The organism is Gaetbulibacter sp. M235, from assembly GCF_043876835.1.
In the GTDB taxonomy this organism is placed as follows: domain Bacteria; phylum Bacteroidota; class Bacteroidia; order Flavobacteriales; family Flavobacteriaceae; genus Yeosuana.
Genome location: NZ_JBAWJZ010000006.1, coordinates 18,163 through 43,642, shown reverse-complemented (window position 1 = coordinate 43,642; position 25,480 = coordinate 18,163). Strand labels below are relative to the sequence as shown.

General features: G+C 31.9%; 23 protein-coding genes. 13 read left to right on the top strand and 10 right to left on the bottom strand.

Features of this window, described 5'->3' with window-relative positions; genetic code table 11:
- Nucleotides 1-6 precede the first annotated feature (6 nt).
- The 3 genes from V8G69_RS10795 to dnaK all read right to left on the bottom strand — a co-directional run bounded on the left by V8G69_RS10795 (nucleotide 7) and on the right by dnaK (nucleotide 4,685).
- On the bottom strand, nucleotides 7-1,443 hold the full coding sequence (locus V8G69_RS10795) for an MFS transporter (protein WP_394881931.1): 1,437 nt from the start codon (nucleotides 1,441-1,443) through the stop codon (nucleotides 7-9).
- Between the two features lie 203 nt (nucleotides 1,444-1,646).
- A complete protein-coding gene (locus tag V8G69_RS10790; protein WP_394882160.1) occupies nucleotides 1,647-2,600 on the bottom strand; it encodes an NAD(P)H-dependent flavin oxidoreductase in 954 nt (317 codons plus the stop codon).
- Nucleotides 2,601-2,777: 177 nt separating this feature from the next.
- Nucleotides 2,778-4,685, bottom strand: coding sequence for a molecular chaperone DnaK (dnaK, locus tag V8G69_RS10785; RefSeq protein WP_394881930.1), 1,908 nt, complete (start codon nucleotides 4,683-4,685; stop codon nucleotides 2,778-2,780).
- A 179-nt stretch (nucleotides 4,686-4,864) separates the two neighbouring features.
- Here dnaK and V8G69_RS10780 point away from each other — a divergent pair, with 179 nt between their 5' ends.
- Nucleotides 4,865-6,286: an L-serine ammonia-lyase gene (locus V8G69_RS10780; RefSeq protein ID WP_394881929.1), complete on the top strand. Its 1,422-nt coding sequence runs from the start codon at nucleotides 4,865-4,867 to the stop codon at nucleotides 6,284-6,286.
- Nucleotides 6,287-6,297: 11 nt separating this feature from the next.
- Here V8G69_RS10780 and V8G69_RS10775 read toward each other — a convergent pair whose 3' ends face one another.
- Nucleotides 6,298-6,759, bottom strand: a complete 462-nt coding sequence (locus tag V8G69_RS10775; protein ID WP_394881928.1) for a nuclear transport factor 2 family protein — start codon at nucleotides 6,757-6,759, stop codon at nucleotides 6,298-6,300.
- Nucleotides 6,760-6,881: 122 nt separating this feature from the next.
- On the opposite strand from V8G69_RS10775, the gene panB reads away from it, so the two are divergent.
- Genes panB through V8G69_RS10760 form a run of 3 tightly spaced genes read left to right on the top strand, consistent with a single transcriptional unit; the run spans nucleotide 6,882 to nucleotide 9,798 of the window.
- Nucleotides 6,882-7,700, top strand: a complete 819-nt coding sequence (gene panB, locus V8G69_RS10770; protein WP_394881927.1) for a 3-methyl-2-oxobutanoate hydroxymethyltransferase — start codon at nucleotides 6,882-6,884, stop codon at nucleotides 7,698-7,700.
- Nucleotides 7,700-8,395 carry an RluA family pseudouridine synthase gene (locus V8G69_RS10765; protein ID WP_394881926.1) on the top strand — a complete coding sequence of 232 codons (696 nt, stop codon included), beginning with the start codon at nucleotides 7,700-7,702 and terminating at the stop codon, nucleotides 8,393-8,395. Before panB ends, V8G69_RS10765 begins: the two co-directional genes overlap by 1 nt.
- 32 nt (nucleotides 8,396-8,427) lie before the next feature.
- The gene (locus V8G69_RS10760) at nucleotides 8,428-9,798 is read left to right on the top strand and encodes an aldehyde dehydrogenase (protein WP_394881925.1); all 1,371 of its coding nucleotides are present in this window, start codon (nucleotides 8,428-8,430) and stop codon (nucleotides 9,796-9,798) included.
- Here V8G69_RS10760 and V8G69_RS10755 read toward each other — a convergent pair.
- The 5 genes from V8G69_RS10755 to V8G69_RS10735 all read right to left on the bottom strand — a co-directional run bounded on the left by V8G69_RS10755 (nucleotide 9,795) and on the right by V8G69_RS10735 (nucleotide 13,015).
- The gene (locus tag V8G69_RS10755) at nucleotides 9,795-10,619 is read right to left on the bottom strand and encodes a sensor histidine kinase (protein ID WP_394881924.1); all 825 of its coding nucleotides are present in this window, start codon (nucleotides 10,617-10,619) and stop codon (nucleotides 9,795-9,797) included. The two genes, V8G69_RS10760 and V8G69_RS10755, sit on opposite strands and share 4 nt — an antisense overlap.
- Nucleotides 10,612-11,340: a hypothetical protein gene (locus V8G69_RS10750; RefSeq protein ID WP_394881923.1), complete on the bottom strand. Its 729-nt coding sequence runs from the start codon at nucleotides 11,338-11,340 to the stop codon at nucleotides 10,612-10,614. The genes V8G69_RS10755 and V8G69_RS10750 overlap by 8 nt, the downstream gene beginning before the upstream one ends.
- Nucleotides 11,341-11,343: 3 nt before the next feature.
- Nucleotides 11,344-11,859 (bottom strand): hypothetical protein, encoded by a 516-nt coding sequence (locus tag V8G69_RS10745; protein ID WP_394881922.1) that lies wholly within the window; start codon nucleotides 11,857-11,859, stop codon nucleotides 11,344-11,346.
- A gap of 68 nt (nucleotides 11,860-11,927) precedes the next feature.
- A complete protein-coding gene (locus V8G69_RS10740; RefSeq protein WP_394881921.1) occupies nucleotides 11,928-12,554 on the bottom strand; it encodes a CPBP family intramembrane glutamic endopeptidase in 627 nt (208 codons plus the stop codon).
- A 2-nt stretch (nucleotides 12,555-12,556) separates the two neighbouring features.
- Entirely contained in the window at nucleotides 12,557-13,015 is a 459-nt protein-coding gene (locus tag V8G69_RS10735; RefSeq protein WP_394881920.1) for an Lrp/AsnC family transcriptional regulator, read from the bottom strand.
- Between the two features lie 157 nt (nucleotides 13,016-13,172).
- Between V8G69_RS10735 and V8G69_RS10730 the strand changes: the two genes are divergently transcribed.
- The 5 genes from V8G69_RS10730 to V8G69_RS10710 all read left to right on the top strand — a co-directional run bounded on the left by V8G69_RS10730 (nucleotide 13,173) and on the right by V8G69_RS10710 (nucleotide 17,389).
- A complete protein-coding gene (locus V8G69_RS10730) occupies nucleotides 13,173-14,375 on the top strand; it encodes an aminotransferase class I/II-fold pyridoxal phosphate-dependent enzyme (protein WP_394881919.1) in 1,203 nt (400 codons plus the stop codon).
- A gap of 127 nt (nucleotides 14,376-14,502) precedes the next feature.
- A complete protein-coding gene (gene nhaC, locus V8G69_RS10725) occupies nucleotides 14,503-15,984 on the top strand; it encodes a Na+/H+ antiporter NhaC (protein ID WP_394881918.1) in 1,482 nt (493 codons plus the stop codon).
- A 202-nt stretch (nucleotides 15,985-16,186) separates the two neighbouring features.
- On the top strand, nucleotides 16,187-16,831 hold the full coding sequence (locus V8G69_RS10720) for a peroxiredoxin (protein WP_394881917.1): 645 nt from the start codon (nucleotides 16,187-16,189) through the stop codon (nucleotides 16,829-16,831).
- Between the two features lie 5 nt (nucleotides 16,832-16,836).
- Complete coding sequence (locus tag V8G69_RS10715) at nucleotides 16,837-17,151, top strand: thioredoxin family protein (protein ID WP_394881916.1); 315 nt, start codon at nucleotides 16,837-16,839, stop codon at nucleotides 17,149-17,151.
- Nucleotides 17,132-17,389, top strand: coding sequence for a DUF6952 family protein (locus V8G69_RS10710; protein WP_394881915.1), 258 nt, complete (start codon nucleotides 17,132-17,134; stop codon nucleotides 17,387-17,389). The genes V8G69_RS10715 and V8G69_RS10710 overlap by 20 nt, the downstream gene beginning before the upstream one ends.
- Nucleotides 17,390-17,464: 75 nt before the next feature.
- Here V8G69_RS10710 and katG read toward each other — a convergent pair whose 3' ends face one another.
- The gene (gene katG, locus V8G69_RS10705; protein WP_394881914.1) at nucleotides 17,465-19,627 is read right to left on the bottom strand and encodes a catalase/peroxidase HPI; all 2,163 of its coding nucleotides are present in this window, start codon (nucleotides 19,625-19,627) and stop codon (nucleotides 17,465-17,467) included.
- 315 nt (nucleotides 19,628-19,942) lie between these two features.
- On the opposite strand from katG, the gene V8G69_RS10700 reads away from it, so the two are divergent.
- The 4 genes from V8G69_RS10700 (at nucleotide 19,943) to V8G69_RS10685 (ending at nucleotide 25,467) form a co-directional block, all read left to right on the top strand.
- Complete coding sequence (locus V8G69_RS10700; RefSeq protein ID WP_394881913.1) at nucleotides 19,943-20,311, top strand: diacylglycerol kinase; 369 nt, start codon at nucleotides 19,943-19,945, stop codon at nucleotides 20,309-20,311.
- A gap of 152 nt (nucleotides 20,312-20,463) precedes the next feature.
- Nucleotides 20,464-22,845: a DNA translocase FtsK gene (locus V8G69_RS10695; RefSeq protein ID WP_394881912.1), complete on the top strand. Its 2,382-nt coding sequence runs from the start codon at nucleotides 20,464-20,466 to the stop codon at nucleotides 22,843-22,845.
- Between the two features lie 11 nt (nucleotides 22,846-22,856).
- Nucleotides 22,857-23,492, top strand: a complete 636-nt coding sequence (locus tag V8G69_RS10690; RefSeq protein ID WP_394881911.1) for an outer membrane lipoprotein carrier protein LolA — start codon at nucleotides 22,857-22,859, stop codon at nucleotides 23,490-23,492.
- A 7-nt stretch (nucleotides 23,493-23,499) separates the two neighbouring features.
- Complete coding sequence (locus V8G69_RS10685) at nucleotides 23,500-25,467, top strand: LptF/LptG family permease (protein WP_394881910.1); 1,968 nt, start codon at nucleotides 23,500-23,502, stop codon at nucleotides 25,465-25,467.
- Nucleotides 25,468-25,480: the final 13 nt, after the last annotated feature.

Here is a 25,480-nt window from a genome sequence, read left to right as displayed (position 1 = left end):
AAAAATTTAATGTCCTCCAGTAATTTTTTCATCAAAACTAATACCTTGGGCTCTTAAAATACCTTTAACTCTCCATGCATAAAAGGCCAAATATGCAAAACAAAATACTCCAACTATATAACTAGCATGAATACCTATACTTTCTGAAACATATCCTTGTAGCCAACTTACTATACCTCCACCCATAATCATCATAATTAAAAAACTACTTCCTTGACTTGTGTTATTACCTAAACCACTAACAGCCAATGTAAAAATACAAGGCCATAAGGTACTACAGAACAAACCTACACTTGTAAAAGCATAAACACTAACCATTCCATCATTAGACATTCCAACAGCTAAGGCCATAATTCCTAAAAGCGAAAATATAAATAACATTCTAGCTGGATTTCCTTTACTCGCAATATCGGCTGCTATTAACACCAAAATAATCAAAGCGTAAACATAAAAAGGGGTCAAATTATGTTTTGCTATTGCATTTACGGCTAAAAACACTCCAAACGCAAGATATGGAGCAATAAAACGTAATATTTTACGAAGACTAATATCATTTGTAAAAGCTTCAACAGCACCAGTCCATCTTCCTATCATTAAACTTGCCCAATACAACGAAATATAGGGTGCAATATCTGATATAGCAAAACCTAAGTTGTGTTCCATATAAGCAGGTAAATTACTAGCAGTAGAAACTTCAACACCTACATAAACAAATATACCGATCATTCCTAAGACTAATTGTGGATATTTTAATGCAGAAGATCTTTCTAATCCTGTGCTTCCTTCTTTTTCTACAATTGCTTCTGGTTTATCGGGTATTGATGAAAATTTCAATAATACTGCAACAAGTAGAAATGCCAAACCTAAAACCAAATATGGTATTTTAACACTTTCAATACTCATATTGGTTGTTTTTCCTATTGAGGTTCCAAAAATGGCAAAACTTACAATTAGTGGTCCAATGGTTGTCCCAAAATTATTGATTCCTCCTGCTAAAGTTAAACGTTGTGAACCCGTAGAAATTGGTCCAAGCGCGATAGCCAATGGATTGGCAACGGTTTGTTGTAGTGAAAACCCTAAAGCCACAATGAACAAACCTGATAACATTAAAGCAAATGAACCAGTATTTGCAGCTGGATAAAACAATAATGTTCCCAATGCAGAAATAACAAGTCCTAATACAAGACCATTTTTATAACCTATTGTATTAACAATATCTTTCTTTATTAAAATAGAAATTCCCATATAAATAAGGGAACCAACAGTATAAGCTATATAAAATGCCAGGGAAACTAGCTGACTTTGACCCTGCGTTAAATCAAATGCTTTTTTAAATACTGGAATTAGAATATCGTTACTGGCAGCAACAAATCCCCAAAAAAAGAAAACTGAGACAAGAGGAATGAATTGCCCCCATTTTGTAGTAGAATTTTCAGAACTCATAATTAATTTATAGTAGTTTAATTTTTATAATTTTAAGATTCTAAAAATAGATATATTTTCATCAAAAAACTGAAATTATGAACACTTATTTTGGAATAAAATTTAATTTTTATTAAAAGTATTATTAAGAGCCAGTACTATTTTATTCAACTCCCTCATTCTTAAATTAATATAATCTATCAACTCAAAAAACATGAAATTAATTACTCTATAAGATTTTTAATGATTTCTTTGGTAGGTAAAATAGCTTTAGTATGCTCAATACTTGGTCCTGCGACCCAAACTGTTTTATAGGTAACTTTAGTTGCGGCATTTTCTGTTGCTTTCATACCAATAGAAAATCGAATCATTTTTACCCATTTTTTAAGTTTTTTATTCTTATTTAAAATAGACTCCAACCAAGTTTGCTTGGTTCCAACTTTTTTAACATAAGGTGTATTAATAACTGTACATGGAGTTCCAGAAATACGTTCTGTTACAACAATATCTTTAGCACCATAATCTACACATGCTTGTTTGTATTCATCGGTTACATTTGCTTCAATGGAAGCTATAAAAGGACTGCCAACAGAAACTCCAGCTGCACCATAGCTAATCATTTTATCTATATCTGCTTTACAACCAACGCCGCCAGCCGAAATGACCGGGATTTTACAATTTGAAACAATATTTTTAATTAACTCTTCGGGAGATTTATCTCCTCTATGTCCACCAGCTTCATTATTTACAGCAATAATAGCATCTGCTCCCAATCCTTCTACTTTTTGTGCAAATTTTAAATCGACCACGTCACAAAAAACTTTAATGCCTACTTTATGGGCCTGATTTATAGTTTCTTCAGGACTTCCTAGTGACGTTATTATAAAATCACAACCTTCTTCACACAAAACTTCTAATTGTCCCTTATATTTAATATTGGATTTGTTTACTATTAAATTAAATCCAAATGAGCCACCTTCTACTTTGGCTGCCTTCAATTCTTTAACAGCATTTCTTAACTCATCTAAACCTCTATAATTCAGAGCTGGGATACAACCTGCTATACCACTTTTCATGGCCTCTTTCACCATAGTAGTATTTGATACCAAAAACATGGGAGCTTGGATAATGGGGTATTTAATGCCTAGTAGTTCAGAAAGTTTGCTTGTCATGTTTATTTTATTGAGTTGAACAACAAATATAACAAATATTATGCGCGCATAATAAAGATTAAACTTATGAAAAACGCAATCAGAAATGATTGCGTTTTTTTAATGAGATGCTGAAACAAGTTCAGCATAATAATAATTATTTTACTTCCTCAAAGTCTACCCTTCGACTTTGCTCAGGATAAGCTACTTGACTTCTTCGAAGTCTACGTCTTCTACATCACTGCTTTCTGTAGATTGTCCGTTTTGACTTGCATCTGAACCTGGTTGTGAACCTCCTTGTTGAGCTTCAGCTTGCGCTTTGTACATTTCTTCAGAAGCAACTTTCCAAGCTTCATTTATTTTTTCTAAAGCAGGATCAATTACAGCAATGTCTTTAGTTTCATAAGCCTTTTTAAGTTCTTCTAATGCTTCTTCAATTGGTTTCTTTTTATCATCAGATAATTTGTCACCAAATTCTTTTAATTGACTTTCTGTTTGGAAAATCATAGCATCAGCCGCGTTTAATTTTTCAGCTTTTTCTTTTGCTATTTTATCTGCTTCAGCATTAGCTTCAGCATCTGCTTTCATTTTTTTGATTTCCTCTTCAGTTAAACCAGAAGAAGCTTCAATACGAATATCTTGCGTTTTACCAGTTGCTTTATCGCCTGCTGTAACGTGAATAATTCCGTTAGCATCAATATCAAAAGTCACTTCAATTTGTGGTGTTCCTCTTCTTGCTGGAGGAATACCATCTAAATGGAAACGACCAATAGTTTTATTATCACCTGCCATAGCACGTTCTCCTTGCAATACATGTATCTCTACCGATGGCTGATTATCAGCAGCTGTTGAGAATACTTGCGATTTTTTAGTAGGAATTGTAGTGTTGGCTTCTATAAGTTTCGTCATTACATTACCCATAGTTTCAATACCTAATGACAATGGAGTAACATCTAATAATAATACATCTTTAACATCTCCAGTTAAAACACCACCTTGGATACCGGCTCCTAATGATACTACTTCGTCTGGGTTAACTCCTTTGCTTGGTGTTTTTCCAAAGAATTTCTCTACGGCTGCTTGAACTGCAGGAATACGTGTAGAACCACCTACTAAAATAACTTCATCTATATCACTTTTACTTAAACCAGCAGCTTTTAAAGCTGATTCACAAGGCGCAATAGTACGTTTTACCAAATCATCAATTAATTGTTCAAATTTAGAACGTGTTAATGTGCGCACTAAGTGTTTTGGTCCACTTGCAGTAGCTGTGATATATGGTAAATTAATTTCTGTTTGCGCAGAAGATGATAACTCTATCTTTGCTTTTTCAGCTGCTTCTTTTAAACGTTGTAAAGACATTGGGTCTTTACGTAAATCCATTCCTTCTTCAGCATTAAATTCATCTGCTAACCAATTAATGATTTTTTCATCAACATCATCACCACCTAAGTGAGTATCTCCATCTGTTGATAATACTTCAAATACACCGTCTCCCAATTCAAGGATAGATACATCGTGTGTTCCTCCACCAAAGTCAAATACAACTATTTTTTGGTCTTTACCTTTTTTATCTAAACCATAAGCTAATGCTGCAGCTGTTGGTTCGTTAATAATACGTCTAACTTTTAAACCTGCAATTTCTCCAGCTTCTTTAGTAGCTTGACGTTGAGAATCATTAAAATAAGCTGGAACTGTAATAACAGCTTCACTTACTGTAGTACCTAAATAATCTTCAGCAGTTTTCTTCATTTTTTGAAGAATCATAGCTGATAATTCTTGAGGCGTATATAAACGTCCGTCTATATCAACCCTTGGAGTATCATTATCACCTTTTACTACTTTATATGGTACACGATCTGCTTCTTTTTTTGATTCAGAATATTTATTTCCCATAAAACGCTTAATAGAATAAACAGTTTTCGTTGGGTTTGTAACTGCTTGGCGTTTTGCTGGGTCACCAACTTTGATTTCGCCTCCTTCAACAAAAGCGATAACCGATGGTGTGGTACGTTTACCTTCTGCATTCGGGATAACAACTGGTTCATTACCTTCCATTACAGAAACGCAAGAGTTGGTTGTTCCTAAATCGATTCCAATTATTTTACTCATAATTTATTTTTTATTGTGTTGAATGTTCGTTTTTAAATTCATGGTGTTAAAGTCAATGATTATGCCAACAACAAAAAACTGACAACCTGTCATTTTAAAATTTTAAACTTTAAACCATTTTATATTACAGTTCAATTGAAAAAACTATTTTTATGAGCATAAAATTTAGTTATTAATATATGGAGTGTATTTCTGTTTTTGACATGTTAAAGATTGGGGTTGGGCCTTCTAGTTCGCATACCTTGGGACCTTGGCGAGCTGCTGAACGATGGATTAAAGAATTGAAAGAAGCCAATATTTTTAACAAAGTTGAAAACATCCAAGTAGATTTATACGGATCGTTATCATTAACAGGAAAAGGACATGCAACAGATTTAGCCATTATGCTTGGGTTAAGCGGCGCTAATCCTGAATTGATTCCAATAGACAACATTAACACCATTATTGATTCTATAAAAAAGACTGATACAATCCTTTTTAACAATGAGATGGCACTTGAATTCAAGCCTGAAAAACATATCGTTTTCAACAGAAAATTTTTACCTTTTCATGCCAACGGATTAGTGTTTACAGCCACAGTTAATGGAAAAAATCTAAAGTCAACATTTTACTCTATAGGTGGCGGATTTGTGGTCAAGGAAGAACGGAAAAACGCCAAAAGAAACAAGGAACTATTCAACACATTTCCTTATCCAATTAAATTGGGAACGGAACTTTTAACTTACTGTAAAGAATTGGATATGTCAATTTCTGAAGTTGTATTAGAAAATGAAAAATCAATCCGTCGACCAGAAGTAATAGATTTTGAGTTACAACGTATCTGGAATACCATGTTGGAGTGTATGTATATTGGTTGCCATACAGAAGGTAATCTTCCCGGTGGTTTAAATGTTAGAAGACGAGCAAATGACATCCTGAAAAATTTAAAAGGCGATTTACCCTATAATAATCCTCAAGAATGGCTGGAAACTATTAGATTAACAGAAGTTAAATTTAGGCAAATTCTTAAATGGGTAAGCTGTTTTGCCTTAAGTGTAAATGAAGTAAATGCCTCTTTAGGACGTGTTGTTACCGCTCCAACTAATGGAAGTGCTGGCGTTATTCCTGCTGTACTTATGTATTATATGGTTATTGAAAACCATAAAGCCGATTTTGAGCACATTAAAAAATTCTTGCTAGTAGCTGGAGAAATAGGGAGCATCTTTAAAAAAGGTGCTACAATCTCTGCAGCAATGGGTGGTTGTCAAGCCGAAATTGGTGTTTCATCTGCTATGGCTGCAGGTGCTTTGACAGAATTACTTGGCGGCTCACCAGAACAGGTATTAATTGCTGCCGAAATTGCCATGGAACATCATTTAGGATTAACCTGTGATCCTATTGGCGGACTGGTTCAAATACCTTGTATCGAACGTAACTCAATGGGTGCATTAAAAGCTATTAATGCGGCTGAGTTAGCCTTAGAAACAAATCCAGAACATGTAAAAGTTCCTTTAGATAAAGTGATTTCAACTATGTGGGAAACGGCAAAAGACATGAATTCTAAATACAAAGAAACCTCTGAAGGTGGTTTAGCTATTGGCGTCAATTTGTCGGATTGTTAACTGAAAAATATTTATGGTTGATTACAATCTTGTTTACGTCTGGTATCAATTAAATAAATTATTTTCCATTGTCCATTATCATTAAATAGCTGAAAACAATTTACACCACAATGGCTAAACGCATCATTAAACCAAAACTCATAGGGCGTCCATACATTAGCCATAATGCCATCAATTTGAATCTTATAGTCCAATAAGCGCTCATCCCATTTTTGGTCGCTGGTTCTATTTGCAATAGCATTTATTAGTTTTGAAGGTTCTTCGGTAACTAAAACATTTTTACCTTCTTTATTTGTATAAGTGGTTTGTAATAATATTTTATCCATCATAACAGATTTCATAAGTATAGTATCTCCTTTATGAAATCCTTCAAAAAAAGTATCAACAGCTGCTTTAACTTTAATAGTTTCATCGTCTTGTGCATATAATGTTGAAGTTAAAACAATGCACAAATAAGCTATAATTCTGGTCATGGTGTTTAATTTTTAATAAATATAAACGATATATTGTTTTACTAAATACAGTTAAAGAAAAGTTTAACAATATCCCTCTCATCATATAATTTAGTATTTTTACATCTTATAAAAAACAAACTATGTCAGTCGCTAAAAAAGAATACAAACGAATTACTGTAAAAACGTTGGTTGATATGAAAGCCAATGGCGAAAAAATATCCATGCTAACAGCTTATGATTATTCCATGGCAAAGATTGTTGATGGTGCTGGCATTGATGTTATTCTAGTTGGTGATTCGGCAAGTAATGTCATGGCAGGTCACGAAACCACTCTACCAATTACTTTAGATCAAATGATATATCACGCATCTTCTGTTATTCGCGCTGTGGATAGAGCACTTGTAGTAGTAGATTTACCTTTTGGAAGCTACCAAAGTGATCCAAAAGAAGCCTTGCGTTCTGCCATTAGGATTATGAAAGAAAGTGGTGCTCATTCGGTTAAAATGGAAGGTGGAAAAGAAATTAAAGAATCCATTAAACGTATTTTAAATGCTGGAATTCCTGTAATGGGGCATTTAGGATTAACGCCACAATCCATCTATAAATTTGGAACTTATACTGTTAGAGCCAAAGAAGAACAAGAAGCGGAAGATTTAATTGAAGATGCTAAAATGTTAGAGCGTATTGGATGCTTTGGAATTGTACTTGAAAAGATCCCTGCCAAATTAGCGAAACAAGTTGCTGAAAGTGTAAGCATTCCAATTATTGGAATTGGTGCTGGTAATGGTGTTGACGGACAGGTTTTAGTGCTTCATGATATGCTAGGAATGACGCATGAATTTAATCCACGTTTTTTACGCAGGTACATGAATTTATATGAAGACATGACTCATGCCATTTCTCAATATGTTACCGATGTAAAGAGTAATGATTTCCCAAGTGATAAAGAACAATATTAGTGCCTAAAGTTCTTTCTAATAAAAACAATCTTCAAATCTTGTATGAAGACAATCACATCATCGTTGTAAATAAACGAGCTGGTGATATTGTACAAGGCGACAAAACAGGCGACAAACCTTTAAGCGATGTTGTAAAAGAATATATTGCAGAAAAATATAACAAACCTGGAAATGTCTATTTAGGAGTTGTTCATCGTCTTGACAGGCCTACAACAGGTTTAGTTATTTTTGCCAGAACAAGTAAGATTTTACCAAGACTTAATGCCCTTTTTGTTTCAAAAGACATTGTTAAAACTTATTGGGCTATTGTAAAAGAGAAGCCAAAAAAAGATAAAGACACTTTAATTGGTTGGTTAAAAAAGAATCCAAAAAACAATAAATCATATGTTTATAACAAAGAAGTTCCTGAAAGCAAAAAGGCTATTCTTCATTATAGCGTGATTAAAAAATTGAACAATTATTATCTTCTCGAAGTAACATTAGAAACTGGTCGACATCATCAAATCAGGTCACAATTATCACAAATAGGTTGCCCAATTAAAGGCGATTTAAAATATGGTTTTGACAGAAGCAATGAAGATGGAAGCATTCATTTACATGCCAGACACATATCATTCATTCACCCTGTAAAAAACGAACCTATCGAAATAACTGCTCCTTTGCCAAAAGATGTTATTTGGGATGCATGTGTATAATTTTTGTAGATTTACTTTAAATCGTTACATACATGATTTCAAAAATAGTTAATGACCAAAAAGCTTTTTTCTTGACTGAAGAAACCAAATCTTTAGCTTTCAGAAGAAAAACGTTATTGCGTTTAAAATCTGAAATCATTAAAAATGAACAAATCATCATTGATGCTTTATACGCTGACTTTAAAAAACCAGCATTTGAATCTGTTTTATCTGAAACGGGACTTGTTCTTTCTGAACTTGATTTAACCATAAAGAAATTAAACTCTTGGGCTAAACCAAAACGTGTGTTTCCGTCATTTTTAAACTTCCCATCAACCGATAAAATATATTATGAACCTTACGGAACAGTTTTAGTAATTGCTCCTTGGAATTATCCCTTTCAACTATCATTATTACCAGTAATTGGTGCTATTGCTGCTAGCAATACTGTTGTGTTAAAACCTAGTGAATTAACTCCAAACACATCAAAAATTGTTGAGACAATAATAAAATCTGTGTTCGAAGAGCATTTTGTAGCAGTAGTTCAAGGAGATGCAAAGGTTTCCCAAGAATTGTTGAAACAGCAATGGGATTATATTTTCTTTACCGGTAGTGTAAACGTAGGCAAAATTGTAGCTCAAGCCGCCGCACAATATCTTACACCAACAACTTTAGAGCTCGGTGGGAAAAACCCTTGTATTGTTGATGAAACTGCTAATATTATACTAGCTGCCAAACGAATTGTGTGGGGCAAGTTTTTAAATGCTGGACAAACTTGTATTGCTCCAGATTATATAATTATTCACTATTCAGTAAAGCAGGCATTTATTGAAGCGCTTCAAAATGAAATTGAAAATTCTTATTCAAAAAATCCTCAAGAATCTAACGATTTTGCCAGAATAATAAACTCCAATAATTTATCTAGGTTGAGAAACCTGCTCAAAAATGAAAACATCATTATTGGAGGTGAAATTGATGAAGAAAGATTATACATGGCTCCTACCGTTATAAATGAACCCAAATTGGATAGTGAAGTGATGAAAGATGAAATTTTTGGACCTATTTTGCCAGTTTTAAGCTATTCAAATGAAGAAGACATTAAAAGCATTATTTTAAAATATTACAAACCTTTATCATTATATGTGTTTAGTACCAACAAAACATTTGCAAAAAAAATGATTACCAGTTTTTCTTTTGGAGGTGGCGCTATTAATGATACTATTGTTCATTTTGCAAACCCAAAATTACCTTTTGGAGGTGTAGGCTCAAGCGGTATTGGCGCTTATCACGGCAAACACACCTTTTATACATTTTCACATAAAAAACCAGTGGTAAAAAGAGGCAATTGGTTAGATGTGCCTTTGCGTTACGCTCCTTATAAAGGAAAAATAAAGCTTATAAAATTCTTCTTAAAGTATTTTTAGGTTACTTTAAATGGGTATTCCAGAGTTAATTGTACCCCTTTTTCAGGTTTTGAAACAAGATTTAATTGAGCATTAATTAACGCTGCTCTACTTTCCATATTAAGCAATCCAGAGCCTTTTTCTACGTTGTTTATGTTAAATCCTTTGCCGTCATCAGAAGCAATTATCTTTAAATAATCCGGTTCATATTGAAGTTTGATTTTTAGGTGTTTTGCTTCAGAATATTTTACAGAATTTGATAAAAATTCTTGTATAATCCTGAAAATAATTATCTCATCTTTTCTGTTATTAAATTCAACTTTCTCACCCTTAACTTCTAAAGTTGCCGAAGCAAATTTCATTTTCTTCAACCTGTCTAGCTCATTATTTATTGATTTTTCAAAACCAATATTCAGTACCACTTCATTGTTTAATGATTTTGATAATGAACGAACTTCCTTTAAACTTTCCTTTAATGCTTCAGAAGTATCTTTAAACTTTTCTTTTACATCATCAGAAACCTGCATTTTTAAAATACTTAATTGCATACTTGCAAAGGCCAATAACTGGCCTACGTTATCATGCAATTCCCAACCAATATTTTTTAAAGTTTGCTCTTGTATTTCGGTTTGAGCTTTAGTAATCTCTTCTTCAAAAGCCTGTTGCTGTCTAATTCTATCTAAAAGCAATTTGTTTTTTCTTTTTTGAAATACTACAAAAAATACAATAACTAAAGATGTTATGATAATTAATACCATAATCATATACACTAACAAATAGCGTTCTGAAGCAGTTGAAACTGATTTTAATTGTGTTAGAAAAAGAGTTAAAAAATTAGTCATTTTCAATATCTGGTTTACAAAAAATTAAAGCAAATGTAAATGTTAAATACATACATAAATTAGCAGATAAATAAATAAGCCTTCTCAATTTTATATAATCCCAATCTCTTTCATAAACACTAATTTCATAAGTTGTATAGTTGTCATAAAAAACTATGGGTGTAATAATTAGCCACCAAATAAAAATAGCCGCACTAATATAAAAATTCAATGATTTATAAAAATTTAAAATACTATCTCCTTGTAAGGTTTCTATAAAATAAAAAACAGAACATAGAAAAATAATAACTGCTCCCAAAATACTTATTATGGGAAAAAATTTAACAAAAAATGCTTGCCAATGTAACACTATATATGAGATTGAAAAAAATAAAAAACTTAAAGCACTATAGGATATAATTTTTTTAAATGATTTATATCTTAATATTTTATTGTAATAAAATGCAAAAAACATGATAGCTCCAATTTTCCAATACAAAGTAGTCCACCAATAATTTTTTTCTATAATGGTGCCAACAAGAAAACTTAATATTTTATCTGGAAATACTAACCATGTATATGTATTAATAGCCTCACAGATAGACAGGTATACTAGAAAGTAAATAAAATATTTTGATATTGAATTTTTATATTTATTAAATAAAAATATTCCTGTTAAAGCTGACAAAACTTCAACAAAATGTGTTAAAAAACTATAATTATTTAATAAAAATTCTTGCACTTGTTATTGTGGATAACTATTACCACCGCCTTGTCCTTCATTTAAAGGATCTACCGGTAAATCTCCACCTGGTGCCGGTAACATTAAATTGATGCTACTGGCTTTTGACATTGATTTTTTTCCAGTAGGCACCATAAACATGGTAGTTAAATCCTTTTTGGCTTGTCCAGCATTCTTACCATAAACGCCTAAATACACACGAATGCCATTCATGTCGTATCCCAAACTATCGGATTGGTTTTTTGCATACGCAAGATAATCTTCTACATCCTTTAATGACCACCACGTTGAACGGTCATCTTGATTCCTTCCTTGTTTTTGAGCAGCAGAATCTACAGCTGCTTTTCTGTGAAGTGTCCAATTATCATTTAAAGCCTTTGCCTGGGCTTGTGTAATAACACCCATTGGCTTTATAATTTTTGTTTCCACATCCTCACCTTTAGGCAAACGTGGACAAAAAAAATAGGTTGCTAATGCACCTAGAATAATTCCTAATAAAAAGAGAGACGTTTTTTTCATTTTTTTAAATTATAATTTTCGTTGTATAAAAATAGCAAAAAACATTAGATTAAGATAATTACAATTCATTAAGTAGGAAATCCTAACATAGCTCCCATTCCAACAGTAAATAACCAAGAGCCATAAATTGCATGCTCAATGGAAACTAATACCGTAGATTTAGATTTTTTAAAAGTTATTGCAAAAAGTAACCCGCCTAAAAAAGTGATGATAAGAACCAACGTATTTTTAAAAAAAATATGCCCTAAAGAAAACACTATTGCATTAAAAAAAATAAATTGATTTTCTCCTCTAAATAAGGCTTTGTACCTGTTAAAGAAAAATGTTCTGTAAATTAATTCTTGAGGATATACCGAGAACAACCCGTAAATAAATGTGAATATTATCCATAATTTGGGTTTACTTATTACAACATTAAAAAGTGCTTCTTTATTTGTAAACCAAACAAAAAGTGTGGTTAAAAAAATAATAATTGAAAATTTTATAATTGTTTGCTTCCAAAACAATTTCCAGTTTAAGCTTGGCGCAATTTTAAGTTGTTCCTTTTCAATTTTCAGTAACACATAAATAATGTAAATAAATCCAAAAAAACCAATAGTTAGTTTAATCCACAACGGAAATGAGAAAGTAAAACTAACAGGAACCAAAATAAAAATTGAAAATAATTCTATAAGCTTATAAGTGGCTGATTTCATTTTTAAACATTTATGGCTGTTGTATGTTTTACTTCACTTATTACAAACATGCTGTGAGTGCTTCCAATATGATTGATATTGGTTAATTTATTAACCATAAACTCTCTAAAAGCTTCCATGTCTTTAACCAATACTTTCAACAAATAGTCATAATCGCCACTTATATGGTAACACTCCAATACTTCATTTAAATTAGCCACTTCACGTTCAAACTTAATAACATATTCCTGTGAATGCTGAATGAGTTTAATATGACAAAATACTACAAATGCCTTATCAATTTTTTCTTTTCTAACTAAAGCGACGTATTTGTTAATAATACCCTCTTTTTCAAGTTTTTTAATCCGTTCGTAAACTGCAGTAACCGAAAGATTTAATTTGTTTGAAAGTTCTTTATTGGTTTGTTTACAGTCTTGCTGTAAAAAGACCAATAGTTTTTTATCAATAACATCTAATACCATAATTGAAAAATTTTCCTAAATAATTCACTAAAACCAATTACTAATAACTTATTAACTGTAAATATAACATTTTATAGTTTTATTTTCTTAATAAAAAACTATTCATTGTTTTTTAAACTATAATTTGTGAAATTTGATATAAATTAAAACTAAAATTATGTCATTTAAACCTGCTAACAATATTCAAGATTTACAATATTTTGGAGAATTTGGAGGAGTAAATCCTTCTATTTCAGATTCCTCTACCTATACGTTTCTTTCAGCAAAAACCATGTTTGACACCTTTGAAGGAAATGCAGATGGCTGCTATTTATATTCCAGACATTCTTCCCCATCAAACTTATATTTAGGTGAAGCATTAGCTGCCATGGAAGGAACTGAAACTGCAAACGTTGCCGCATCTGGTATGGGAGCAATAACACCTGCTCTTTTGCAACTTTGCCAAGCTGGAGACCATATTGTAAGTAGCCGTACAATTTATGGAGGTACTTATGCCTTCTTGAAAAATTTCATTCCTAGAATGCAAATAGAAACTACATTTGTTGATATTACTAAACCTGATATTGTTGAAGCAGCCATTAATAAAAACACTAAAGTATTATATTGTGAATCTGTAAGCAATCCTCTTTTAGAAGTAGCTGACATTCCTGCTTTAGCTAAAATTGCAAAAAAACATAACTTAAAATTAATTGTAGATAACACCTTTTCTCCACTTTCAATTTCTCCAGCTATTTTAGGTGCTGATATTGTTATTCACAGCTTAACTAAGTTTATAAATGGTTCTAGTGATACTGTTGGTGGAGTAGTTTGTGGCACTCAACAATTTATAAATGACTTACGAAATGTCAATGATGGTGCTTGCATGTTATTGGGTTCAACAATGGATAGCTTAAGAGCAGCATCTGTTTTAAAGAACCTAAGAACACTTCATATTAGAATAAAACAACACAGTAAAAATGCATTATATCTTGCAGAAAAGTTTGAGTCAGATGGCTTGAAAACTGTTTATCCTGGCTTAAAATCGCATCCTTCACATGAATTATTTAAAAGCATGATGCACTCTGATTATGGTTTTGGCGGCATGTTAACCATTGATGTTGGCACATTAGACAAAGCCAATGAACTTATGGAACTTATGCAAAATAATAATCTTGGTTATTTAGCTGTTAGTTTAGGCTTTTACAAAACCTTATTCAGCGCCCCAGGAACATCTACATCTAGTGAAATACCTGAAGCAGAACAAAAAGAAATGGGATTAAGCAATGGGCTAGTTCGCTTTTCTATAGGATTAGATGATGACATTGAAAGAACCTATCAAATGATGCATGCATGTATGAAACAGCTCAATATTTTGGATTAATAACATTTTAAATATAATTAATACAATCACATTAAAAGCCGAAAGATATCTTTCGGCTTTTTTCTATTTGTTATTTTTATTCTAAAAGCGTAACATTACACTTCAAAAGTAAATTTTACATTTTTTTATGAAAAGCCAAGACATTAAACCAAGAGTACCACAAGATGAACATATTGTAGAAAACAAAGAATTAAATATTTGGGAAGCATTAATTCCTGTGTTTGCACTGGTTGGCATGCTAGCTTACAATGTATATACTTTTGGTGAAGATGCCCTTAGCGGTTCAAATCAATTTATTTTATTAATGGGTGGAGCAGTCGCTGCAATAGTTGGCGTATTTAATAAAGTAAAGTTTGAACAAATGATTGAAGAAGTTGCTGAAAACATAAAATCAACAGCAAGTTCAATTCTAATATTATTAATGGTTGGTGCTTTAGCTGGTACTTGGTTAATAAGTGGCATCATTCCAACCATGATTTATTATGGTTTACAGGTTTTAAATCCAACAATTTTTCTTGCAGCCTGTGTAATTATTTGTTCCATTATTTCAGTTGCTACTGGAAGCAGTTGGACTACCTCTGCAACTGTTGGTATTGCTTTAATTGGAATAGCAGAGGCTTTGGGTGTTCCTTTGGGTATGACTGCTGGTGCCATTTTATCTGGTGCTTATTTTGGAGATAAAATTTCACCTATGAGTGATACAACAAACTTAGCGCCTGCTATGGCAGGAACCGATTTATTTACACATATAAGATATATGCTTATTACAACTGTACCAACAATTATAGTTACACTTATTGTATTTGTAATTATTGGTTTAAATCTTGAACCTAAAGGAACTGCAGATACACATGAAATTTTACAATCCATTGAATCCGCAATTAACGTTAGTCCGTGGTTGTTTGTAGTTCCTATAATCGTAATAATTTTAATTGTTAAAAAAACATCTCCATTGATAGCTCTTTTATTTGGAACTATTTTAGGTGGAATTGCTGCTCTTATATTTCAACCAAACATAGTTGTTGCCATAGGTGGAGGCACAACTTTAGATTTCACTACAGGCTATAAAGGCATTATGAATGCAATAACTTCTGATACTTTCATTCCAACAGAAAATGAAGCCTTAAAAGGATTATTCAAAGCTGGCGGAATGGCTAAAATGATGGGAACAATTTGGCTTATCATTTGTGCCATGACCTTTGGTGGTATCATGGATGGCATAGGTGCATTAACAACTATCAGTAAAGCATTATTAAAACTATTTCATACAACATTCGGATTATTCGCTAGTACAGTAGCAAGTTGCTTAGCTTTAAACCTTACGGCAAGTGATCAATATTTAGCTATTGTAGTTCCAGGTAAGATGTACGCTAAAGCTTTTAAAAACAAAGGTTTAGCACCTGAAAATTTATCCAGGACTTTAGAAGATAGCGGAACAGTCACTTCAGTTTTAGTTCCTTGGAATACTTGCGGAGCTTACCAAAGCGGTGTTTTAGGTGTTGACACTTTGCATTATGCAGGTTATGCCATTTTCAACTGGTTAAGTCCTTTCACTACCCTTTTATTTGCAGCACTAAAAATTAAAATTAAAGAATTAGCAAAAAAATAATATTCATCCTTTTCTTATATTTTTTATTAAGTTGATATTTTTACTTACTTATTTTTATCAAAATAATAAAATTTCATGGTTTATTTTAAACCCATCTTTTTAAGCTATTGCTGTATAAATATTAATAATTAATGAGTGTAAAAATTAGTCTTTTCTAGGCTTATGTTTGCAAAAAATTAATTTAACTTTTTAAAATTTTAATATGGCATTAGTAGGAAAAAAATTTCCAAATTTAAATGTTAACGCAATGAACGACATGGGCGATACTTTTAAAGTAAACGTTTTAGAGGAAGCAGTTAACAATAACAAAAAAGTACTTTTATTTTGGTATCCAAAAGATTTCACTTTTGTATGTCCAACTGAATTACATGCGTTTCAATCTGCATTAGCTGAGTTTGAAAAACGTAATACAATTGTTATTGGAGCATCTTGTGATACTGCTGAAGTTCACTTTGCATGGTTAAATACTCCAAAAGACAATGGTGGAATTGAAGGTGTTACCTACCCTATTTTAGCAGATTCAAACAGAAATTTAGCGTCAACATTAGGAATTTTAGATATTTCAAACGAGCAATACAATGAAGAAACTGGAGTTGTAACTGTTGAAGGTGACAATGTAACTTACAGAGCAACTTATATTATTGATGAAGAAGGAACTGTGCAACATGAAAGTATTAATAATATGCCATTGGGCAGAAATGTGAATGAATATTTGCGTTTAGTTGATGCTTTGACCCATGTTCAAAAAAATGGTGAAGTTTGTCCAGCAAACTGGGAAGAAGGCAAAGATGCTATGAAAGCTGATAGAAATTCAACTGCTGAATATTTATCAACTATTTTAAATTAATATCTATGCTTCAAGAATTAGAAATTGACAATCTGCAGGAAATCATTGCGAATAATGATACCGTTGTGGTACAATATTCTGCAACATGGTGTGGTAATTGCAGAATAATGAAACCAAAAGTTAAAAAACTTGCTTCAGAAAATGAAAGCATTGCATTTGTTATTGCAGATGCTGAAAAATTTCCTGAATCCAGAAAATTAGCTACAGTTGATAATTTACCAACATTTGCCACATTTAGAAAAGGAAGTTTCGTAAATCAAGTTCAAACAAACAAATTTGAAGTTTTAAAAGATTTAGTAGATGAAGTTACCAATAATTAAACATTTAACTCAGTTTATTGAAGAAAACGACGAGGATTTTGTTGTAGAAACCATTGAAACTCTTGAAAGTTTAACAGAGGTTACAACATTAAAAGATGAAGAACTTGATGTTATTGGAGAACTTATTTCTAATATGTACGGAGCAATTGAAGTAAACAAAATGGTAAAAGAAGGTACAACAAAAAAAGAGGCATTAAATACATTTATGTCTCGTGTACTTGGTTCCATTGACAAATAAGAAAAAGAAAATAATTGCATTAAAAAACCACTTCTTTCGAAGTGGTTTTTTGTTTTTATAGTTAATCAAAATTCTTTAAGACAAATCATATCGATCTGCATTCATCACTTTGGTCCAAGCTTTCACGAAATCTTTCACAAATTTTTCTTTGCTGTCATCTTGCGCATAAACTTCTGCATAAGCTCTTAAAATAGAGTTTGAACCAAATACCAAATCAATTTTAGTAGCTGTCCATTTGGCCTTTCCTGTTTTGCGGTCGCATATTTCATAATTACCGTTTGTGGGTTTCCAATAGTTGGCCATATCCGTCAAATTTACAAAAAAATCGTTGGTCAAAGCTCCTTCTTTATCTGTAAGTACTCCATGTTTCGTTCCACCATAATTGGTTCCCATAACACGCATGCCACCTACTAAAGCCGTCATTTCTGGAGCGGTTAATCCCATCAATTGAGTGCAATCTAGCATCAATTCTTCAGGGCTAACCACATAATCTTTTTTCAACCAGTTTCTGTAACCATCTGCCAATGGCTCTAGTGGTTCAAAAGATTCGGCATCAGTCATAGCATCTGTTGCATCTCCACGACCAGGTGAAAAAGGAACACTAACATTCATTCCTGTATTTTTAATCGCTTTTTCAACACCTACATTTCCTGCCAAAACAATAGTATCAGCAATACTGATTCCAAATTCTGAAGCAATTGGTTCTAAAACAGATAAAACTTTTGACAATCTTTTTGGTTCATTACCTTCCCAATCTTTTTGAGGTGCTAAACGTATACGTGCTCCATTAGCTCCTCCTCTATAGTCGGAACCTCTAAATGTTCTTGCACTGTCCCAAGCAGTAGAAACCATATCAGATATAGACAATCCTGAAGCTGCAATTTTAGTTTTAACTGCATCTACATTATAATCTTTATTACCTTTTGGGATTGGATCTTGCCAAATCAAATCTTCTTTTGGAACATCAGGTCCATAATAACGGTCTTTTGGTCCCAAATCTCTGTGGGTTAATTTGAACCAAGCACGAGCAAATGTATCAGAGAAGTAATCAAAATCATTCATGAATTTCAATGAAATTTCACGATAGATTGGATCCATTTTCATAGCCATATCAGCATCAGTCATCATAGGGTTATGACGTGTTTTAATATCTTCAACATCAACTGGTTTATCTTCTTCTTTAATGCTTACAGGTTCCCATTGGTTAGCACCTGCTGGACTTTTTCTTGATTCCCATTCATGGTTAAATAACATTTCAAAGAAACCATTATCCCATTTTGTTGGGTTTGTTGTCCAAGCACCTTCCAAACCACTGGTTACAGTATCACGTCCTACTCCTGTTCGTGTTGGGTTTGCCCAACCCATCCCTTGAGCTTCTACTGGAGCAGCTTCTGGTACTGGTCCTAAAATACTAGCATCACCATTTCCGTGTGTTTTACCGACGGTATGTCCGCCAGCGGTCAAGGCAACGGTTTCTTCATCGTTCATAGCCATTCTTCTGAAGGTTTCACGAACTTGAAGTGCTGTTTTCAAAGGGTCTTGTTTTCCATTAACCCCTTCTGGATTTACATAAATTAATCCCATTTGAACAGCTGCTAATGGGTTCTCCATAGTTGATGGCTTGCTTACATCTTCATAACGTTCGTCACTTGGAGCCAACCATTCTTTTTCAGCACCCCAATAAACATCTTTTTCTGGGCCCCAGATATCTTCTCTACCAAAAGCAAAACCAAAAGTTTTTAGACCCATACTTTCGTAAGCAATAGTTCCTGCCAAAATAATTAAATCGGCCCAACTTACTTTATTGCCATATTTCTTTTTAATTGGCCAAAGCAAACGTCTTGCTTTATCTAAACTTACATTATCTGGCCAGGAATTTAAAGGTGCAAAGCGTTGGTTTCCTGTTCCGCCTCCACCACGGCCATCAGATATTCTGTAAGAACCCGCTGCGTGCCATGCCATACGAATCATGAGTCCACCGTAATGTCCCCAATCGGCTGGCCACCAATCTTGACTATCTGTCATTAAATCATGAAGATCCTTTTTTAGAGCTTCAACATCAAGTTTTTTTAATTCTTCATGATAATTAAAATCTTTCCCTAAAGGGTTTGTTTTAGTGTCATGCTGGTGTAAAATATCTAGATTTAATGCATTGGGCCACCAACTCATTACAGATTCTTTTACTTCTGTGTTACCGCCATGCATTACTGGACATTTCCCTTTTTCTGAATTGCTCATAAGCTTTATTATTAAGTTTAATTTGAATTATTCTCGATTTTATAAAGTTAAGAATTACTTGTCAAAATAAATAGCGAGTCTATCTTAAAATATTATATTAAAATCAATAAAATTTATTAAAGCGTCATTTTAAAATAGATTTTATATATGTTTAAAAAATTTCTGTACATTAATTTCAATAACAGATATTAGCAAACAATTTCGAATAATTTAGTAGCAAAGGCATAATTATTATTACTTTTATCGCCTATTAAAAAAAGGCAACAGCTACTCTTAATAGTAATGCAAAAAAGCTTTAGAAACAGACATTAATTTATGAATAAAGAGGATTCCTTTTTTATTAACAGGATAAAAAGTATAGGGTTTGCTATAAAAGGTGCTATATATCTATTAAAAACAGAGGCCAGTATAAAAGTTCAATTTGCTATTGCGATAATAATTACCATATTAGGATTTTATTTTAATATTTCTAAAACTGAATGGATTGCACAAATTTTGGCTATTGGATTGGTTATGGGTATTGAAGGCATTAATTCTGGCATTGAAGAAATTGCAGATTTTATTCATCCAGAAAAACATAATAAAATAGGGTTAATTAAAGACATCTCTGCTGGCGCAGTTTTTTTTGCTTCATTTTTTGCTATTGTCGTAGGTTTAATAATATATATTCCTAAAATTTTTTAAAAAGTTTAAAAGCCTAACTCTATATTAATTTAGCCTTTAAATTTTCTTTCATTATATTATAGATTGTTAGAAATTATCATTTTGCAATTTTTTAAAATATAGTTTCGTTAATGGTAGTAATTTGTATTTTTGTTTAAAATAATAGCGCATTAATGGCGAAGAGTAAAACTAAAACTAATAAAATTCCAAAAGAAAAAAGAAAATTTTTAAGCTTTAAGTTGTCTAGTCAACAAAAGCTTATTTTTGGAAGTTTTTTAGTCATTTTTGGTATCTTATTATGTATCGCATTCATCTCTTTCTTCTTTACAGGGAAAGCAGATCAAAGTACTATTTCAAATTTTACAACCAGAACTGTTAAAGCTGATAATTGGCTGAATAAATCTGGAGCCTGGTTAAGCGATTTTTTTATTTTACGAGGTTTTGGAGTTTCTTCTTTTATCTTTTCTGGATTAATTTTTCTGTCTGGCTTATACATCCTTCTTGATACAAATAAAGCAAAACTAAGAAGTCATTGGTTTTGGGGCATTTTAACTATTATTTGGTTATCTGCATTTTTTGGTTTTTTTAGTAATTTTTATGATTCTCTTGGTGGCACCATTGGTTTTGAAATAAACTCATATCTACAAGATTATTTGGGCAAAATAGGCACCGTTTTTTTACTTCTTTTTGTTTTAATAGTATTTCTGGCAGTTCGTTTTAAACTGACTCCTCAAAATTTTATTCAATTATTTAAATCAGCAAAAAACAATTTAAAAGATGATTTCATTAAATCTGAAGACGATGAAGATTATACCGTAGCTTTAGACAATAATTTATCTCTTGAGGCAGAAGCCATTAAATCTGCTTTAGATATTCCTTTAGAAGAAAAAAAGCCAGCACCAAAAAAAGATTCAAAACCTGAACCAGAATTAGATATTCAAATTAAGAATGACACTTTTGAATCTGATATTGAAATGGTGGTTGAAAAAACCAAAGAAGAACTTTCTGAAACAGATAATTTAGCAAATAAACTGGTTGAAGATTTCGGTTTGTTTGACCCAACTTTAGAGTTAGGAAATTACCAGTTTCCACATTTAGATTTATTAAAAAAGTACGATTCTGAAGGCATTACAATCAATCAAGAAGAGCTGGAAGACAATAAAAATAAAATTGTTGAAACTTTAAACAATTATAGTATTGGTATTGCTAGTATTAAAGCTACTATTGGACCAACAGTAACATTATATGAAATTGTTCCTAATGCTGGTGTAAGAATTTCAAAAATCAAAAATCTTGAAGATGATATTGCTTTATCACTTTCTGCTTTAGGCATCCGTATTATTGCTCCAATTCCTGGAAAAGGAACTATCGGTATTGAGGTGCCAAATAAAAATGCTACAGTTGTTTCTATGCGTTCTGTGATTGCTTCTAAAAAATTTCAAAGTTCAGAAATGCAGCTTCCAATAGCTTTAGGAAAAACCATCAGCAACGAAACATTTGTAGTTGACTTAGCAAAAATGCCTCACTTACTTATGGCTGGAGCTACCGGTCAAGGAAAATCTGTTGGATTAAATGCCGTATTAACCTCATTACTGTATAAAAAACATCCAGCAGAAGTTAAGTTTGTTTTGGTTGATCCTAAAAAGGTAGAGCTTACACTTTTCAATAAAATTGAACGCCATTATTTAGCAAAATTACCAGATAGTGAGGACGCTATCATTACAGACAACACAAAGGTTATCAATACATTGAATTCCTTATGTATTGAAATGGATAACCGATATGAGTTGCTTAAAAATGCTTTATGCAGAAACATTGCAGAGTATAACGTAAAATTTAAAGCACGAAAATTAAATCCCAACGAAGGACATCAATTTTTACCTTATATAGTTTTAGTTATTGATGAGTTTGCCGATTTAATTATGACTGCCGGTAAAGAAGTAGAAACCCCGATTGCGCGTTTAGCTCAACTTGCTCGAGCTATTGGAATTCATTTAATTATTGCGACTCAAAGACCGTCTGTTAATGTTATTACAGGTATTATTAAAGCCAATTTCCCTGCCAGAATCGCTTTTAGAGTAACTTCAAAAATAGATTCTAGAACCATTCTTGACGGTTCTGGTGCCGACCAGCTTATTGGTCGTGGTGATATGCTTTTCACTCAAGGAAATGACTTAATTCGAGTTCAGTGTGCTTTTGTTGACACACCAGAAATTGAAAAAATAACTGAGTTTATTGGCTCACAAAAAGCATATCCTGACGCATTTTTGCTGCCAGAGTATGTTGGAGAAGAAAGCGGCACAAGTCTTGATATAGATATATCGGACAGAGACAAACTATTTAGAGAAGCTGCAGAGGTTATTGTAACAGCACAACAAGGTTCTGCCTCTCTTTTACAACGTAAACTTAAACTGGGATACAATCGTGCAGGCAGATTAATCGATCAATTAGAAGCTGCTGGAATAGTTGGTCCTTTTGAAGGCAGTAAAGCCAGACAGGTTTTAGTTAGTGATTTAACGTCTTTAGATAGACTATTAGAAAATGAAAATTTATAATTTATAAAAAAATGAAGCATTTAGCATTAGTACTTTTTGTACTATTTAACATGAACAGTTTTGCTCAAAAAAGCGGAAAAGCATTATTAAAAGACGTATCTAATAAAGTGAATAGCTATGAAAATATTTCAATTGACTTTAAATACGTGCTTGAAAACACTTCTGAAAACATTAAACAAGAAACCAGAGGTGATGTTGTTTTACAAGGAGATAAATACAAATTGAATATTCTTGGTGTTACGCGTTTGTTTGATGGAAAAACATTGTACAATATTAGTCCAGAAGATGAAGAGGTAACTGTTTCTACAAAAAAAGACGATGATGAAGATTTAATTGCACCAAGTAAAATGTTATCGTTTTATGAAAACGGTTATACCAGCACAATGGACATTCTTCAAGATGTAAAAGGAAGAAAAATTCAATACGTTAAATTAATTCCTATTGATTCAAATTCTGAAATTAAATATATCCTTCTTGGTATTGATTCACAAACCAAACATATTTATAATTTAATTCAAATTGGCAAAAACGGAACTAAAACAACACTTACTGTGAATTCTTTCAAAACAAATGAGCCTTTATCGAAAACCTTATTTACCTTTGATGCTAATAAATACAAAGATTACTACATCAATAAATTAGATTAAGTAGCTCTTGAAAATATTAGACCGTTACATAATAACCTCGTATCTTAAAACTTTTATCAGCGTGTTTTTAATACTCATGCTGATTTTTGTATTACAGACTATTTGGCTTTATATCAGGGAATTAGCAGGGAAAGATTTAGATATTGAAATTATATTTAAATTCTTAATATACTTTATTCCTAAACTAATTCCATTAGTATTACCACTAACTATTCTTTTGGCTTCGATCATGGTTTTTGGAGATTTTGCTGAAAACTATGAGTTTGCAGCTATGAAATCTACCGGAATTTCACTTATGAGAGCCATGTCTGGGTTAAGTGTTTTTATTGTAATACTAGGAATTACAACCTTTTTCTTTTCGAACAATGTTATTCCTTGGGCAGAATACAACTCGTTTAACCTGAGAAAAAATATTGCAAAACTGAAACCTGCTTTGGCTATTGAAGAAGGTCAATTTAATGAAATTGAAGCCTACAATATTAAAGTTGAAGAAAAAAGCGGTGATAAAGGGCAATATTTAAAAGATGTTATTATTCACATTAAAGGAACCGATGGAAGAACCAATGCCACAACCATAAAATCTAAAACTGGTGAATTAATAAGTGACGAAGCATCAGATGTTCTAAAGTTGGTATTGAAAGATGGTAACTACTATCACGATTTAAAGCCAAAAAATATTAGAGAAAAAAACAAAGCGCCTTTTGCAAAAAGTGCCTTTGATAAATATACCATTAATATTGATTTATCATCTTTAAATTCCCAAACCGAATTAGATGATGATAAATCTATTACCAATAAATATAACATGCTAAATGTTAAGGATTTAAATTACACCTTAGATTCTTTAACAGTAAAGACCAAGGAAGAATACACCGATTTTTCTAAAACCATATACGAACGTGCCTTTACCAACTCTTTAAAAAGAGAAAAACTTAAAAAAACCGACTCTATTTATAAAGGCAACATTTTAGATCTTTTTGAAACAAAGAACAAAACACAAATAGTTAACATAGCATTAAACTCAACAAGAAGTACCAATCAAATAATCAACACAAGGAAGTCTGGTTTTAAAATATCAGCTATTAATTTCAATAAACATGTTATTGCTTTACATGAAAAATTGGCCTTAGGATTTGCCTGTATCATTTTATTTTTTGTTGGCGCTCCGTTAGGTGCATTAATAAGAAAAGGTGGTATTGGACTACCTATGGTTATTGCCATTTTACTTTTTTTAACCTATCACTTTATTGGAATTTTTGCCACAAACAGTGCAAAAAACGGAACATTTAACCCAGTAATTGCGGCTTGGTTTTCAACATTAATTATGTTGCCTCTTGGTATTGTTTTAACAAAAAGGGCAACGGCGGACAGAGGATTATTTAGTTTTGGTAATTTCATAGAACCTATAAAAAAGTTATTAAAAATAAACGGTGATAACGAGTTAGATTATAAATTTTTAATGTCTTTCAAAAATGAAAAATTATACGATGTCATTAAAAATCACGAAGCTCATAATTATGAAGAATCCTATCGTTATGAAGCTATAAAAATTTTAAATTCGAGAGGTATTTACTACAATGAACTAAAAAATAATGGTGTCAATCTAAAAGAAGAATTTGTTATATCCAAAAAAATAAGTAACGATTTCAATGACCATTCAAAATTTTCAATAACCTTATATACCATAGGAGTAATCCTTTTAATATTGTTTTTTGTTTTTAGAAATAATAAATTCCCTTCATTAGCTTCAGCAACTATACAAATAAGCTTAGTTTCTCTGTTTTTATATATCGTTTATTATATTAAAAGTTACTTGAACATAATTGCTTTTTACAAGAATATTAATAAGGTAAAACGTAAACCAAGTATAGCATTACTAATTATTGGTTTACCTTTTTACTTCTTAACTTACTTTCTTTTAAAAAGGAAAATTAATGACGACTTAAAACAAAATTGTTTAGATAGTTTAAAATAAGCAATATCTTTGC

Coding starts and splice junctions, on each gene's coding strand:
- dnaK (WP_394881930.1), bottom strand. CDS start 4,685: ATGAGTAAAATAATTGGAATCGATTTAGGAACAACCAACTCTTGCGTT.
- nhaC (WP_394881918.1), top strand. CDS start 14,503: ATGAAAAGCCAAGACATTAAACCAAGAGTACCACAAGATGAACATATT.
- V8G69_RS10715 (WP_394881916.1), top strand. CDS start 16,837: ATGCTTCAAGAATTAGAAATTGACAATCTGCAGGAAATCATTGCGAAT.
- panB (WP_394881927.1), top strand. CDS start 6,882: ATGTCAGTCGCTAAAAAAGAATACAAACGAATTACTGTAAAAACGTTG.
- V8G69_RS10795 (WP_394881931.1), bottom strand. CDS start 1,443: ATGAGTTCTGAAAATTCTACTACAAAATGGGGGCAATTCATTCCTCTT.
- V8G69_RS10735 (WP_394881920.1), bottom strand. CDS start 13,015: ATGGTATTAGATGTTATTGATAAAAAACTATTGGTCTTTTTACAGCAA.
- V8G69_RS10710 (WP_394881915.1), top strand. CDS start 17,132: ATGAAGTTACCAATAATTAAACATTTAACTCAGTTTATTGAAGAAAAC.
- V8G69_RS10760 (WP_394881925.1), top strand. CDS start 8,428: ATGATTTCAAAAATAGTTAATGACCAAAAAGCTTTTTTCTTGACTGAA.
- V8G69_RS10745 (WP_394881922.1), bottom strand. CDS start 11,859: ATGAAAAAAACGTCTCTCTTTTTATTAGGAATTATTCTAGGTGCATTA.
- V8G69_RS10775 (WP_394881928.1), bottom strand. CDS start 6,759: ATGACCAGAATTATAGCTTATTTGTGCATTGTTTTAACTTCAACATTA.
- V8G69_RS10700 (WP_394881913.1), top strand. CDS start 19,943: ATGAATAAAGAGGATTCCTTTTTTATTAACAGGATAAAAAGTATAGGG.
- V8G69_RS10730 (WP_394881919.1), top strand. CDS start 13,173: ATGTCATTTAAACCTGCTAACAATATTCAAGATTTACAATATTTTGGA.
- V8G69_RS10720 (WP_394881917.1), top strand. CDS start 16,187: ATGGCATTAGTAGGAAAAAAATTTCCAAATTTAAATGTTAACGCAATG.
- V8G69_RS10755 (WP_394881924.1), bottom strand. CDS start 10,619: ATGACTAATTTTTTAACTCTTTTTCTAACACAATTAAAATCAGTTTCA.
- V8G69_RS10780 (WP_394881929.1), top strand. CDS start 4,865: ATGGAGTGTATTTCTGTTTTTGACATGTTAAAGATTGGGGTTGGGCCT.
- katG (WP_394881914.1), bottom strand. CDS start 19,627: ATGAGCAATTCAGAAAAAGGGAAATGTCCAGTAATGCATGGCGGTAAC.
- V8G69_RS10695 (WP_394881912.1), top strand. CDS start 20,464: ATGGCGAAGAGTAAAACTAAAACTAATAAAATTCCAAAAGAAAAAAGA.
- V8G69_RS10690 (WP_394881911.1), top strand. CDS start 22,857: ATGAAGCATTTAGCATTAGTACTTTTTGTACTATTTAACATGAACAGT.
- V8G69_RS10740 (WP_394881921.1), bottom strand. CDS start 12,554: ATGAAATCAGCCACTTATAAGCTTATAGAATTATTTTCAATTTTTATT.